The sequence below is a fragment of the Streptomyces sp. genome (assembly GCF_035563135.1).
Taxonomy (GTDB): Bacteria; Actinomycetota; Actinomycetes; order Streptomycetales; family Streptomycetaceae; genus Streptomyces.
In genome coordinates, this window is the sequence record NZ_DATMVN010000562.1 from 1 (window position 1) to 14,041 (window position 14,041).

General features: G+C 68.8%; 12 protein-coding genes. All 12 read right to left on the bottom strand.

The window, feature by feature from the left end:
* On the bottom strand, positions 1-399 hold a 399-nt coding region (locus VN520_RS24990), incomplete at its 3' end, for a single-stranded DNA-binding protein (protein ID WP_325749184.1).
* A 138-nt stretch (positions 400-537) separates the two neighbouring features.
* Complete coding sequence (locus tag VN520_RS24995) at positions 538-849, bottom strand: hypothetical protein (protein ID WP_325749185.1); 312 nt, start codon at positions 847-849, stop codon at positions 538-540.
* A gap of 109 nt (positions 850-958) precedes the next feature.
* On the bottom strand, positions 959-3,967 hold the full coding sequence (locus VN520_RS25000) for a hypothetical protein (RefSeq protein WP_325749186.1): 3,009 nt from the start codon (positions 3,965-3,967) through the stop codon (positions 959-961).
* Positions 3,968-4,062: 95 nt separating this feature from the next.
* Positions 4,063-4,299, bottom strand: coding sequence for a hypothetical protein (locus tag VN520_RS25005; protein ID WP_325749187.1), 237 nt, complete (start codon positions 4,297-4,299; stop codon positions 4,063-4,065).
* Positions 4,300-4,365: 66 nt separating this feature from the next.
* Positions 4,366-5,184, bottom strand: a complete 819-nt coding sequence (locus VN520_RS25010; RefSeq protein ID WP_325749188.1) for a hypothetical protein — start codon at positions 5,182-5,184, stop codon at positions 4,366-4,368.
* A 155-nt stretch (positions 5,185-5,339) separates the two neighbouring features.
* Entirely contained in the window at positions 5,340-6,767 is a 1,428-nt protein-coding gene (locus tag VN520_RS25015; protein ID WP_325749189.1) for a hypothetical protein, read from the bottom strand.
* Positions 6,768-6,953: 186 nt separating this feature from the next.
* Positions 6,954-7,841, bottom strand: a complete 888-nt coding sequence (locus VN520_RS25020; RefSeq protein WP_325749190.1) for an N-6 DNA methylase — start codon at positions 7,839-7,841, stop codon at positions 6,954-6,956.
* Positions 7,842-7,937: 96 nt separating this feature from the next.
* A complete protein-coding gene (locus VN520_RS25025) occupies positions 7,938-8,444 on the bottom strand; it encodes a hypothetical protein (RefSeq protein WP_325749191.1) in 507 nt (168 codons plus the stop codon).
* A gap of 465 nt (positions 8,445-8,909) precedes the next feature.
* Positions 8,910-9,614, bottom strand: a complete 705-nt coding sequence (locus VN520_RS25030) for a hypothetical protein (RefSeq protein WP_325749192.1) — start codon at positions 9,612-9,614, stop codon at positions 8,910-8,912.
* A gap of 251 nt (positions 9,615-9,865) precedes the next feature.
* The gene (locus VN520_RS25035) at positions 9,866-12,172 is read right to left on the bottom strand and encodes an SMC family ATPase (RefSeq protein ID WP_325749193.1); all 2,307 of its coding nucleotides are present in this window, start codon (positions 12,170-12,172) and stop codon (positions 9,866-9,868) included.
* On the bottom strand, positions 12,169-12,780 hold the full coding sequence (locus tag VN520_RS25040; RefSeq protein WP_325749194.1) for a hypothetical protein: 612 nt from the start codon (positions 12,778-12,780) through the stop codon (positions 12,169-12,171). The genes VN520_RS25035 and VN520_RS25040 overlap by 4 nt, the downstream gene beginning before the upstream one ends.
* A gap of 248 nt (positions 12,781-13,028) precedes the next feature.
* Positions 13,029-13,904 carry a sortase gene (locus VN520_RS25045; RefSeq protein ID WP_325749195.1) on the bottom strand — a complete coding sequence of 292 codons (876 nt, stop codon included), beginning with the start codon at positions 13,902-13,904 and terminating at the stop codon, positions 13,029-13,031.
* Positions 13,905-14,041 lie beyond the last annotated feature (137 nt).

Below are 14,041 nucleotides of genomic sequence, written 5' to 3' on the forward strand. Positions count from 1 at the left end.
GGCGTTGCCGAATTCCTCACGGCCCGTGCCGTTGCCGGTGGTCTTGGCGATCTTGGCCGTGGCGTTCTTGAGGCTCGGCCCGACCTCGTCGACGTCCAGTTCGTAGACCGTGCGCTTGGTGCCGTCCCGGTCCTCGTACGACCGCTGCTTCAGTCGGCCCTGCACGATGACGCGCGTGCCGCGCTGGAGCGATTCCGCGGCGTTCTCCGCCGCCTGCCGCCAGACCGAGCAGGTCAGGAACAGGCTCTCGCCGTCCTTCCACTCGTTGGTCTGCCGGTCGAAGGTGCGCGGGGTGGAAGCCACACGGAACTTCGCGACCGCCGCGCCGGAGGGAGTGAAGCGCAGCTCCGGATCGTCGACGAGGTTTCCGATGACGGTGATGACGGTCTCTCCTGCCATGCAGCTTCTCCTGGTGTGAGTGGGTGGTGGCCGGCGCACACGTTGCCGGGGGGATGGCGCGGTGTGTGCCGACCACCGTGGGGTGGTGACGAACGAATGGTGTCGGGAGAGTGCGTCGGCGGCGAGATCTCGCGAATCTCAGGCTGCCGACACTTCGTGGGTGTTACGTCGATGGGCCACGGCCGCTGCCTGCGCACGCAGGTAGTCGGCCATCTCCTGCGGTTCGTCGCGGAGGTCGAGGAGTTCGTCGGCGAGGCGCCGCGCCAGGTCTGGCTGATGCCAGGACAGAGCCTCCAGCAGCCGTGTGCTCATGCCAGCCAGGGTGGTGGTCATGGCGGTGTAGGCCAGTAGCTGAACGTCTGGGTCGAGGTACTGGCGTTCTGTCTCGGTGCGGCGCAATGCGGCCAGTCCTTGGTCAAGGATGTGGTGGCGCAGCTCGGTGGTGGACACGACGGGCGGTCCCCTTCATGTGGGGGTGGGGTAAAGGCATCGTCGCCCGCAATCCGGACACCCCCTGCTGGCCGTGCCATCCATGACCGGCACGGCCAGCAAAGGCGGATCAGACGCTGTGTACGACCTCGGGCCGCTGGTCGGCTCGGGCCACATACCGCTCTCCGAGTACCCGGGGCGCGCGGCCGGAGGCGCGGTCGAGCATCTCGGCGCGCCATCCGTTGCCGGGAGGGACCGGAACTCCGTGCGGGGAGACGGCGTCGATGGGGAGCTTGAGCGCCGCTGCCAGTTCACGCCGCTCGGCGGTGGTGATCTCCTTGCTTCCGGTCCGGCGCTGAAGGGCGGTGGTGATGTGCAGCCACCCGTCGGGCTTCCGCGTCACCGACCAGTGCTTGCCGGTCTGCTTGCGCAGACCCGCGCGGAGCCCGTCCTGGACGTCCTTCTCGCGGTCGAGCCGTACCGACTCCCGTCCGGCGGCGTCCGCCGGGTCAACGCTGATGCCGCCTTCCGACCACACCTTCGGCGTCTTGACCGGCTTGCCGGTCTGCCCGTCAACGGCGCCGGCCGCGTACAGCCAGCGGCCGTCCTGCGCCTTCGCGAACTGGTCCGCTCGGCTGCGCTCGCTGCCGCGCCATGCCGCCCGAACCTCCCTGATCTGCGCGTACGACTTGCGGGTGAACCCTTCCTCCGGGGCGTCCTTGGCCGTCTCCTCCCGAACCGGGGCGGCCGCGGGCAGCGGCGCGCTACGCAGCGGCGAGCCGACGGCCGGGTGGTCGGCTGCATACCGCTTGGCCATGGCCAGACCGACCACCCGCACGTGCCGGCAGGTGTGGTTCTTCTTGAAGTCCCGGCAGGTGCACTGCAGGGTGGCGCCGTCGTCCCGGTCCGTGGACAGCTTCATCTGCCCGTCCGCGTCGTTCCAGGCGACCGCCTGACCGGTCACGCTCGCGTCCAGGAACTTCGCACGCGCCTGCGCGACCGCGACCTTCCCCGAGGAGAGCTCCGTATCGATCCGTCGGCGGTCGGCGTAGAGCAGCGATCCTTCGTTGCCGAAGCGCAGTGCCGCGCTCGGCGGGACCGTCGCCACCGCCGGAGGCATCTGGACCGGCCGGCCGGCGGCACGGGCGGCCTGCTTCTCCGCCTTGATCCGAGCGCGGCGCGCGGTGTCGTCCTGCCCGGCCCGGGATCCGGACACAGGGCAGGAGTGGGCGGAGGTCATGGAGGCCCACTGGCCGCAGGTGGCGCACTTGCGCTGCACCGACGCCTCGGTCGCTTCAGCGACGTTCTCGAACTGGTAGGCGACGTTGTTGCCGTTCTTCGCCCAGACCGACTGGCTGACGTAGCTGGTCAGGGACGAGGCCGCCATCATCTGCTGGTACTGGCCGGGCGACATCCGGTAGGCGTACGTCTTGGCCGGCATCACCTGTCCGTCGCTTTTGCGCGTGTACGGCCGGGTCGTGACCTCGAGGTAGCCGGTGTCCGGGTTGTAGCCGACCTCCTGGATGCGAGCCGAAGCCGGAGCGTTCGACGTACGGGCCTTCGACAGAGCGGTGGCCGTGGATATCTGCGCAGGGTCGATCCCCGCGCCCAGGAGCCGCTTGTCGATGTCGATGCTTTTGGCGTACCAGTCGTCGTAGAGGGCGTTGTCGGCGTCGGTGAGCGGCGCGGTGTCGGGGTTCTGCCCGCGCAGCTCGGCGCGGCTTCGGATCTTCTCCCGGATCCGGTCGGCCTCGCGAGCGTGCTCTTCCACCTCGTCGAGCAGGGCCGCGTTCGGGCATTCGTCTCGTGCGTGCCCGAACTGGCCGCAGCCACCGATGCAGCGGATCGCCGCACCTGCGATCTCGGCCTTTTTGTCCTTGAACTGAATGCCAGCGTGATCCCGGTAGGCCTCCTCCGTCCTGGCCTGGTTACGGAGCTTCTCGAACTCCTCCTCGTCGTAGCTGCCTTGAGCCTCCAGATCGTCCATCTTGGAGTAGATCTCTTCCATCGCCCTCTGGCGCTCGTTGACCCGCTGGCGCAGGTTTTCAAGCTCCTCGACGCGACGGACGTTCGGGCACTCGTCCTTCAGGTGCCCGAACTGTGCGCACTGCTCGCACTTGACAGTGCCCTGGCCGACACCGCCCACGAGGGAGTTCGTGATCTGCTGGTCATGCTGCAGAGCCGCGTCACGCTCCCTGCGCATCTCCTCCATCTTGGTGAGCCCGGGGCCGATGTGCGCCCAGTTGTTGCGGGCGGCCTCATCCGCCCGCTCCTGGTGACCACGGATCTCCTTTTCCAGCTTCTTCCACCGCGCCCGGGCGTCGTCCCGCTGCGTGACGAGGAACTGGTTGGGGCAGGCGCTCCGCTCGTGCCCGAACTGGCCGCAGCCGCCCTCTCCGGTGCACTGCACGTTGCCGGTGCCTGGCTCGGCAAGCCGTACCCGCTGCGCCGAGGTCAGGGCCGGGCGGGTGGGAAGCGAGGCCAGCTTGGCCCGCCGTTCCTCCTCCATGATGCGCAGGGCCTCACGGGAGACGTTGCTCTGACCGATGTCGGCCTGCTGCCGGGCGGTGAAACCCGAGACGGCCAGCTGGTCACGCCACTTGTCCGTCAGGGAGATACGCGTGTTCTCCCGCTCCGACTTCTGCCGGCGGACGAGCGCCTTCCAGCGCCCGCGGGCCGCCGCGGCCGAGACGCCCATCGTGCGGGCGTAGACGTCGAAGTAGCCGTCCTTCGCCTCCTGGTTGCGCTGCAGGAGCACACCGAGGCGCTGCATCGCCGCCAGGTCCTGGCCGCGCATCTTGTGCTTGGGCTGCAGCGGCCGGCCGTGCTCGTCCTTCCCCGTCTTCAGCCGGGCGATCTCCTGATCGATCCGGGTGACCATCCCCGGCTGCCGGTCGCTGTCCCGGTACTTGTCGGCCTGCGAGATCCGCGGGTCGCTCTCGATCTGCTGCTTGAGGCCCTTGAGGAAGGCCAGCTGCTCCTTCTCGGTGGGAGCCGGGAAGCCCTCGTACTGGTGACCGAACTCGTGCACGCCCGACTGCAGCTCGAAGTCGTCGTAGTCCGTGTACCCGAGCTGCCTGAGCAGGTGCTTCTGATAGCCGATGACCGCCGAGCGGCCCTTGTTCTCGCGGCAAACCACGTTGTGCCCCTCCAGTGGATGTCTTACTGAAGGGCGATCATGCGACTCAAAGCGGACAGCCCCCTTTCGGACCGTCTGGGGCCGAACGGGGGCTGTCACTGGTCGTCGTCGCGGAAGTCACGGCGCATGGCGATGACCGGCGGGCAGAGCAGCAGCAGACCGATGAGACCGAGTCCCGGCCTGTCGAGCAGCAGGCCAAGGCCAGCGGTCGCTGAGCCGGCGAAGGTGAGCACCAGCATGGCCCGGCGCCGTTTTCGGTACTCGTTCCAGGCGGCGAAGGCGGCGGTCGGCGGCAGCAGGTGCATGGTGATGAAGGCGATCAGCTCCCTCACCGCTGGAGGCCTCCTTCTGCACGTGCGGGCGCCGTCGGAAGCCGCACCGCCGGCGCGGCCGTCACCTCAGGCGTCCGCGGCCGCGCTGCTCCCCAGGACGGAGGTGTACAGGTCGTCCATCGGCACGTACTCGCGCTCCTGCAACTCGATGACGCCGGCGCGTCCAAGAGAGGACAGGTACGTGAAGGGGTCGATCGGATCGAGGATGACGAGGTTCTCCGGGTGCTCGACCACCACGACAACCTTGCGGCCGTCGGGCATCTCGGTCTCCAGGCCTGAGGAGGGCTCGCTGACGTCCCCGTCGACGTACTCGCCGCGGTTGAGGACGAGGGGCACGGTCGCCGACCACTCGCCGAGCTCTTCCTCCGCCGGGTTGCCCAGGTCGTCCTCGGCCGGCGCCAGGTAGATCACTCCGGTGGGCACCGTGCCGGCGGCCGCGGCGGCCAGCAGCTGCTGCTCCTCCTCGTCGAGGCTGTTCCAGCTTCCGTCGTCGTGGGCGGTGGCGTTGATGCGCTGCTGCAGCGTGTGCCGGATCGTGGTGGCGTGCGCCGACCGGGCGTCGAACGCTGCGAGCTCGGCCTGGTCGATCGCGTCCTGGTTGCCGCTGGTTATGGCCTGCTCGAGGGCGGACTCCAGCCCGGCGTAGTCCGGGATGAGCTGGGCGAGGATGTCGGCTGGCCGGTCGGCGAACACGCGCAGGGCCTGGTCCCGCAGGACGGCTTCGAACGTGTGCGGCCGCTCCCGGCCGATGAGGGGGAGGGTGTAGCCGTGCCCGGGGGACTTCATGTCGGCGGTGTTGGTGACGACGACGGCCGGCGCGGGCCGGGCGGGGTCGCACTGCTCGACGCCGAAGTCGGGGATCTCGGGGTTGTTGATGGCGTTCATGTGGTGGCTCCTGGTCTGGGACGAATGTTCGGGGTGTGTCGTCCAGGTCGTCATCGACGGCCTGGACGTGGTCTAGGAGGTTGCGTCGAGGCTTTCCGCGGGCGGGAGGTGGTCATGGGCTTCAGGCAGTTGCTCGTTCCTCGGTTCCGGCAGGGCTAGGCGGCCAGCTCGTGGCTGGGTTGTGGGCGGGACGGTAGACGAAGGGGCGGACACCCTGGCTCGATGGCTTCCTCGCCCTCGGCGAGGAGTTCGTGCGCACGCTGGCTGCGCAGGCCGAGGCGGGCCAGGGACTCGGTCCAGTTGAGGCCCTCGTCCCGCAGGAATTCGAGTTCGAGGCGAAGCAGGTCAGGTGTCCACTCGCCGGAGCGCCCTGCCGTGCGTGTACCGAGGGGCTCGGCGGTCGGCTGGTCGATGGTTTCCTCTTCCCAGGCCAGCGGCGGGTCCCATCGTTTGGCCAGGGCTCGCTGGCGGGCGAGTTCGGAGGGCCCTGGCCGATGCGACAGTTGCCCCCAGGCCGCCAGTACGGCGGCTTTGACCGACGGGGTGGCACTGCCGGTCTGGTTGAAGTCGGTGAGGGACTTGACGGTGGTGCCGCCCGCGCGGGCGATGGCGTTCAGCGTCCAGCCAAGCGCGCACAGTCCCCGGAGGCGGCGGACCAGGCCGACATCGGTGACCCCGGGACGACGCTGGAACGCAGGAGCAGGCAGCTCGGTGAGCGCGAGAACCTGGCGTGCCATCGTCGGATGGATTCCTCTGCGAAGTCCTGCGGCGTGGTCGTCGATGACGCTCGTGAGCGTGGACGAATTCACCCCGGCTGTCTTGGCGATGAAGGCGATGCTGGCCAGTTCGTACGCCTCCTGAAGTTGTCGGACGTGCTCGACGACCGGGGTGGCGTCAACGGCGTCTTTCCGGAAGGCCGGTGCCAGGTCGGTGGCGTTCAGGGCGAGCAGCCGTTCGGCGAAGCGGACCTTGATGGTTCGTGGCCGGCCCGCCCGCACGTCCTTGAGGGTGGCAGCCAGTGTGCTCACCGTCATCGTCACGGCGCGAGCGACGGCGGCTATCGAGATCTCGGGGTGTTCCACGAGGATGCGGTCCACATGCTCCATCACTGGGGCAGCGTCAGTCGACTGCCCGCCGTAGCCGCGGGCTTCGTTGGGAAGGTCTGCGGCGTTGAGCAGGAGCAGGCGGTGGGCCACGTCGGCGTTCACGTTGCGCTGCTGGCCTCGGTCCGCAGCGCGCAGTACGTCTTTCAGGGTCGTGGGGGGCACTTGCGCGTGCCGGGCCATGGCCGTGACGGGCAGGTGCGGACGCTGGGCGATCAGGTCCTGCACATGTCTGGCGGCCGGCAGCGAGTCGATCACGCCGGTGTCGAGAGCGTAGCCGGTACGCCTCCGGGCCCCTGTGGCGGTGGTGGCCGATGGGTGGAGGTCGTTGAGGGGGATCTGCTGCGGCTCCTGGAGGGTCGTCGCGTTCACTGCCTCGGCGTGTGAGGTGCCGACGCCGGTGATGCGGATGCGGGAGCCGCCGTCAGGGCTGCACGACCAGTACACCTGCTCAGGTGCAACGTGGTGGTCAGAGGTCATGGTGGCGGTGCTCCTGGGAGGTCTGCTGGTGCTTTCTGGGTGGTGAGCCGTTCGAAGGGTGGTTCTGGGCAGCTTAGGAGGAGGTGGTGCCACCTCCTCCTCCTGGCGAGTTTCCGCTGAGCGCTGCTGGCGGGAGAACCTCGCCGGCGGTACGGAGAGAGTTGACGGCCAGCCGCCTGCCGCCGGTCACGCGGGCCAGTGCACCGGCCTGGTTCGCGTGGGGTACAGCACCGGTCTGCGCCGCTGTTCGCTGATGGCCCGCTCGGCGCGCGCCTGGGCGTCCTTCTCAAGTTCACCCACGTCATGGAAAGCGTCGCCGCGGGACACGGTGACGTTCGGACCGAGCCGGAACAGCACGGCGTTGACGGCACAGCACGCGACGTGGATCTCGTCGATGTCGTTCATCCACCACCGGTAGTCGGCGGGATCCTTCCCTTGGAACCGCAGCGTGGCGGCTGCCGCGCGGACCATGGTTCCGGTTCCGGCGCACGGCTCGATCAGCCGGGCCCCCGGCGGGACCGGCTCGGTGAGGAGGATCTCCGTGTGGTGGTCGGCCGCGTTCGCCGGAGTGAAGAACTGGCCGGCCTTCTGCCGGTCGGAGTAACTGCGCATCCGTTGGACCAGAAGACCGATCAGGTCTTCGCCTTCGCAGCGTGTGAGATCGCTGGCGTACTCCAGCAAGCCGGCACGGACCAGGATGCGGATGTAGTCGCTGAGCCCACGGGTGTCGCCGTCACGCGCCTGGGCGAGCCACTCGTGGAGAGGGCGGGCTGCCTCGGCCAGGACAGGGTTGTAGGACCAGAGGTTGTTCCACACCGCACGCAGGACATCGGTTGCTTCTTGGTCGTCCAGCGGGAGGAGCAGCGGACCGTAGTCAGGGCCAGCAGGGGTGCTGGGCGCTGCCAGCGCGAGGGCGGCGAGAGTGCCCACGGCAATCGGCAGGTCGCTGCTACCCCCGCGGTTCTCCAACCACCAGGCCAGGGCGACATCGGCGATGTGGCGGGCGTGGTCGCGGCCGGTTTCGGGAGCCATCGCGCGGCGGAAGGATGCCGGGGGTATTCCGTACATGGTCATGAGTAGGTCTCTCCCTCGGTGGAACAGAGTGTTCGGGCACGTGATCCGCAGCCCGGTGGGGCGGCTCATGGGCCGCCCCACCGGGGTCTGGGCGGGTTAGGGCGAGACGATGAGGCCGTTGGTCAGGAGGGCGACGGCAGCAGACAGCTGCTGGGGCGTCACGAGGACGGCCAGATGGGCGGAGACCGACTTCTGCCCGTGCGAGGCTGTGTCGAGTGCTGCCTGAACTACGCGGCGCACGTCTTCCGTGACGTGCATGTGGGCCTCGGTGTGCGACAGGTCCGCAGCCGTCACCTGACCGCGGCCCATCATCTGGTTGGCTCGGGATGCGACGTCGAGGACGGTGAAGGGATCAGCCGGGCGGGCGGGGGAGACGGCGGAGATGTTCACGCCGCCGAGGGAGTTACGGAAGCGGGCCGGGCAGCGCGCGTGGAGGTTGCAGGTGAGTTCAGCAGCGAGGTCGCGCACCGCCGGCAGCCCGTACGTGTCGGCCAGAAGTGTCATGTGACCGAGGGCGGAGTGGAGGTTGCCCTGCTTGACGTGGGCGATGTAGGCGTCGGTGATGGCGCGCAGAACGAGAACGGGTGCGGTCGAAGAGGTCAACGGACCAGGCTCCTTGCCATGTGAGTGGGTTGAGGGTCGGCAACGCGCACCGTGGTCAGCCAGCGGTTCGGCATGTGCGGTGGGTGCGGGCCGTCATTAGGTCCTTGGAACAGGCATTTCGCCGAGCCCTCGCGAGTAGGAGGGCGATCGCTGCGCCTCGGGCCATGGAGTCGTTCGCCCTTCGCCGGACAGGCGCAGACGTCGCCTCACTGCTGCTTCATCTGGCCGGCATGGAGCAGCCCGGTCGGCTGGAGGTCCTGTGAGCGGTCCAGATTCTGATGAGGTCGGGCTGTTGCCGCTCTTCCACGCACTGAGGGTCCGCACGCCGGCGGGGTGCCCCGCTTCGGCAGGCGCCTTGGCGCGGGCGCCGTGGGGTTGGTCGCGGACAACTCGTAGGCACGTGCAGAAGCGCGCCCTCCCAAGCCGGGGCCGAGGCCCTGGTCCGGGAGGGCGTCTCCGTGTGAGCTACGCGATCCGGTCGACGTGAGCGAAGATCACAGTTCCTTCGGAGTCGACGTCGAAGCCGCGTTCGCCAGAGTGGTGGACGAACTGGTAGGTCCCTGGGGTGACGTTGACGACGGTGTCGCCCGAGTCGAGCGTTTCAGGGTCTCCGCCCATCGATAGCCAGTGCTCGTAGTCGGCGAGGGCGTAGGACCAGATGTCCGTGCAGATCTGAGCCAGGCATGTCTCGTCAGGGATCGACGGAGTCTCGTCGTTGTCGAAGTCGATCCACGGGGTGGCGATGATGTAGCGATCCTGCTCCGTGCGGTAGAGACCCAGACTGCGATCGCTCGCGGGCCCGAAGGCGCATCCGATGGCGGCCATCGCCTTGATGGCTCTGTCCCGGCCGAGTACGCAGTTGTAGTCGACCAGGGCGTCGTCCCCCCAGTTGTAGACGGGGCGCAGGTTGTCGGAGACGAGGAGCTTGCCGGAGGGCACGCTCAGGGTGATCGTCGTAGTGATTCCGTCCGGGTGAGAACATGGTTCCTGCACGTGGGCGGCTTCCTCGACGACCTCATAGGTGGGGTGCTGACCGCAGATCCGGCAGCCGCCGAACGGGAAGCCTGCGGGGTACATCTCCCCGTTGAACACATTCACCTCCGCTTCGTTGTTCACGAACTGGTGCCCGTTGGCCTCGCTGACCGGCAGTCTCTTGCTCCTGATCGCCATGAGGCGTGGCTCCCTGCGGTGTGGTGTCCTGCCTGGCACTGAACGGACTGGGCCAGGCGGGCTCGGTGGTCGATTCGGCTGTGATTAGGCACCCCCCGCGTCCTCGGGTCCTCCTCGGCGCGAGATGCGAACACGGCAGGGGGCCGCCCCGCCGGGTGGCGTTGTCACCTGGCGGTCTTGCTGACGGACAGCTCCGCGACACAGGGGCCCGCCTCCCCGTCCTCGGTGACGGGGAGAGCAGAGGGCCCAGCTCAGGCCGCTGGGGCGATCATGGTTCCGGTGTTCTCGTCCGGCTGGCTGAGGCTGATGACCTGCTGAGCCACTTCCGTGATCTCTTCGCCGTGCGATACGACCAGAGCGGGCCAACCGAGTTCGGAGAGGCATGTGAGGACAGCTCGACGGGTGTCTGCATCGTGAGCTGCGGTGATCTCGTCCGCGATGATCATTCCGATCGCGTTGCCACCTGTGATCTGCTCGGTGATGCCCAGCCGGAAGGCGAGTGCGGCCGTGGCCTTCTCTCCTCCTGAAAGAACCCGGGTGGGGCGCACCGTGCCCTCAGCGGTGTGCACGCGCGGGACGAAGGCGTCATCGATCTCGAACCGCACGTGCCGGTCGGTGATCTGGGTCAGCACGTCAGTGGCCGCCTGGGATACCGCTACGGTGTACTCGGCCAACAGGTCGCGTCGGAACTGAGCAAACGCCGCGGCGGCCACGTGCAGGATGTGCGCCGTATGGAGCTTGTCGGCTTTCGCACGCATCCGGGCTTCGGCAACCTCGTGGGCCTTGGTCAGGACGGTCACGCGTTCGGCCGCCACCAGGAAGCGGGTGTTCGCCTGGGACGCCTCGGCGGCTGCCTGATTGTGTTCGGCGCGTGCTGCGGTCAGCGCGCCCGTTGCCTCGGCCAGCTCGTTGGCCGTGACGTCGGGGTGTGTGGTTTCCCGCGCGGCCAGGTCGGCGCGCGCAGCCTCCAGCTCAGATTCGGCGTTGGTCAGCTGAGTACGCAGACCGTGTGTGTGCCGAGCCTGGACGAGTTCTGTGCTGAGCTGCTCGATGGCGGCCCGACCGGCTTGGAGGGCCCGCTCAGGGTTCGCCGGCCCGTCGAAGTCGGGGAGGTGAACCACCACAGCGCTCACGGCCTCGTCGGCCGCACGTCGTGCCGTCTCGGCCTGCTGCCGGGCGGCTGCCGCCTCAGCATGCACCGCGTCCAGACGAGTGGACAGTTGCGTGAGTTCCTGGCGCCGGGAGAGCAGCGCATCGTGAAGCTGGACCGCCGCCTCCGCCTTCGCCTTCGCGTTCTTGCCGTCCCTGATGCAGCGCTCCCACTGGACACGCAGGTCAGCGACCAAGGCCCCCACGTTCCGCAGCGGCTGGACGCAGGTGGGGCAGCAGGCAGACTCGGCCGTGGTCAGCGCCTGTAGTGCCCGGCTGAGGCGGGTGTACTCGCCCTTGAGTGCCCCGCGCCGCTGCTCGTACTCGGTGTGCTGCTGCTTCGCCGATTCGATGCGCCGGTCCAGTTCCGGGTCGGCGAGCCGGTCGACCTCGGCTCGTGTCTGCCGTACTCGGCCGTCGATCGCGGCGGCGTGCTGTTCGGCGGCATCGATCTGTTCGACAGCTCGCTCGGCCGAGTGGACAGCATCCCGCAAGGCGTCCAACTGCTGAGTGAGGACCTCCGGCGTGGGGCTGACAGGGCCGGCCCGGCGTAGCTCTCCGGTCAGAGAGGACACCCGCTGCTGGCACTGCTGAACGCGCTCATCAGCACGTGCCCGGTTGATCCGCTCCTGTTCCGCCAGCCGGTGCCGCTGCTGTACCTCCTGGGCCTGCTCCTCGGCGATGCGCATCCGGTCGGCGGCCTGGCGCGCTGTCTCGGCAAGCTCCTCATGCGTCTCGTGAGCCTCAGCCGCCTGCTGCTGGGCCTCGTCGAGCGCGCGGCGGGCCTCATCGGTCTCCTCACGTGAACCGGGCATGGCGGCCGCAAGTTCCTCGGCCCGCCGGGCCTCGGCGTTCGCGATATCGACCTTCTTCGTAAGGTCGCCGAGCCCGGTCTGCTCTTCAAACAGCTGCTGGACCTGGGCGGGAGTGCCTTCGGCCAGCCCGGTCAGTTCGCCCTGTGCGATGAAGAAGGCCCCGCAGTAGGCCCGGCCGGTCAGTCCGGTCAGCTCGTAGATCTTCATGGTGAGCTTGCTCGGGCTGATCTGCGGTTCGTCCTGGCCGGGGCCGGTGGCTCCGTTGGTCCACCAGCGGGCGTACGCCTCCTCTCGTACGCCGCCCCGGTGGTTGCGCTGCCGCAGGCCCCGAAGAGCCGTGTAGCGCTGCCCGTTGAAGATGAAGTCCACTTCGGCTTCGCACGGTTCACCGTCCGCGCCGGAGCGGCGCATGTCGGCCTGCTTCAGTCCTCCGGGGACCTCGCCGTACAGCGCCCACACCATGGCGGACAGGAAGGTCGACTTCCCCGAACCGACCGGCCCGTGCAGGGCGGTGATGCCGGTGTCGGGGATGGTGATCTCGCCGTGCCGGACCGAGCGGATGTTGTGGACGCGTATCCGGATGGGGGTGATCATGCGACTGCTCCGTCCGTGGGGCGGATGTTGACGCGCAGAACGGTGCTGGAGTCCCGCCCGGGAGGCGTCTGGATCCGGGGTGCGGCGAAGTGGAGGGTGCGCAGCGCCGACACCAGCTTCAGCTGCGGGGCGTCGCACTGGTGGTGCTCGGAACCGTCCACGTACTCGCCGTCCGCGAGCGCGAGGCTCCCGGCGTGAGCCCAGGCCGCGTCATCGGCGGCGACCCGGGTGGTCTCCGCGTCGGGGCCGTTGGCGTACACGATCAGGGCGGGGGCGTTGCACCGGCAGGACCAGTCGTACGTGCACACCAGAAGGATCGGCGTCGGGTCGTCCCCGCTGGCGTGGCCCAGCAAAGTGGTGGTCTGCGTGTGCGGCTTCCACACACCGCTCTGGTACTCGTCCTCGTCCACCGCCTGCATGTGCCGCTTCGAGCCCGGGGCAGCGTTGCTCATCCAGCCGACGGCGCGCAGCTGCCCCCGGTCGGGGTGCCGGGTGACAAGCTCAACCTCGAAGATCCGAGCCAGCCCGAGCGCCTGGTGGGCGGCGGCATCGGTGTAGGTGCGGAACGGCTCGAAGAAGTTGCTGGTGATCGTCAGGCTGGGAGACATGCCGGGTCCTTCGGGGCAGGGTCGCGAGGTGATGCCCGAAGATCACCACCTGACGAGGCACGGCGCGAGAATCCGCGAATCTGGCTCTGCGGTCTCCGGCCCTCATCGTCGAACCGTCCTTCTCACCTCTGCGGACGGGGAAGTGGGTGGTCAGCGCCACGATGACGGCGAGACCGACCATGGCCCCGATGCCGAAGCCGCCCCTGGCCGCCCGGGGCGTTGGGACCGCGCAGGGCAACCGGACACCGTCATCGGACGGAGGTTCCTCCGCTTGATCGGACGAGGTCGGCGGTGACGACGACACGCTTGGACGAGCCGTTGGCCGGCCAGCACGTGACGAGCGTCAGCACTGGCTTGGTGGGAGTGGCAGTGGGCTTGCCCGGTACCTGGGCGATGACGTTCACGTTGCTCGGGTCTACGGTCTGAACGGAGGCCACCTTGTACGTGTAGGTGACGCGGTTCGCCGTCGTGACGGAGATGGAAGCACCGGGCTTGATGCGGTCGATGTTCTTGAAGGCGGGGCTTGCTACGCCGGAGCGGTGGCCGGCGATGGCGTAGTTGCCGATCTGTCCGGGACGTTCTGTCCCGGGGAAGTGCCCGACGCCCGCTCGCAGCTGCTGGCTGGTCACACCCTCGTAGACGGGCTGTGCCCAGTCGTTGCCGAGCGCCGGGATGCGCAGGACTTCGGTGACTGCGCCGCCGCCCCCTGTGGTGGGGTTGCCGCCGACGCTGTGGGGGCCGCTGCCTTTCGGGTTGGAGGAGGACCAGGTGTCCAGTGCGGCGGATGCGTCGGACTGGGCCTTGACGGTCTGGTCCGGCACTTTCGGGTCGCCACCGAGGGGCTCGTCGGCGGCGGGTTCGTCGGGGGTGGCGGAAGCGGCAGAGGAAGTGAGCGGATCCGGGACGGCCGATGTCGGCTCTGGGGCGATTTTCTGGGTGGCGGCGGACTGGTGCGCGCGGGTGGGCGGCTCATCGTCCCCGCGGGTCACCAGGAATGCGGTGGTTGCGAGGCCTGCGGCGGTGACGGCGGCGATGCCCGCGGCCAGCGCTCGTCGGGTTCGGCGCGGTCGGGGGGTCGGCTGCGCTGTGGGAAGGCTGTCGGGGCTGTGCGGTGCGTCGGACACGTGCGCTCCAAGGGATGGGTCGGTGGGGCCGCGGGCCGGGACGTGCAAGTCCCGGCCCGCGGCGTCAGCGTGTGAGAGCCGTCAGGTTGTGGTCACGCGCCGGTCTTCGGCAGTTCGGGGATGTCCACGGGCCGCGG

Excerpts from the sequence above, each read along its gene's own strand:
- VN520_RS25035 (WP_325749193.1), bottom strand. The coding sequence starts at position 12,172 with ATGATCACCCCCATCCGGATACGCGTCCACAACATCCGCTCGGTCCGG.
- VN520_RS25015 (WP_325749189.1), bottom strand. The coding sequence starts at position 6,767 with ATGACCTCTGACCACCACGTTGCACCTGAGCAGGTGTACTGGTCGTGC.
- VN520_RS25040 (WP_325749194.1), bottom strand. The coding sequence starts at position 12,780 with ATGTCTCCCAGCCTGACGATCACCAGCAACTTCTTCGAGCCGTTCCGC.
- VN520_RS25020 (WP_325749190.1), bottom strand. The coding sequence starts at position 7,841 with ATGACCATGTACGGAATACCCCCGGCATCCTTCCGCCGCGCGATGGCT.
- VN520_RS25010 (WP_325749188.1), bottom strand. The coding sequence starts at position 5,184 with ATGAACGCCATCAACAACCCCGAGATCCCCGACTTCGGCGTCGAGCAG.
- VN520_RS25030 (WP_325749192.1), bottom strand. The coding sequence starts at position 9,614 with ATGGCGATCAGGAGCAAGAGACTGCCGGTCAGCGAGGCCAACGGGCAC.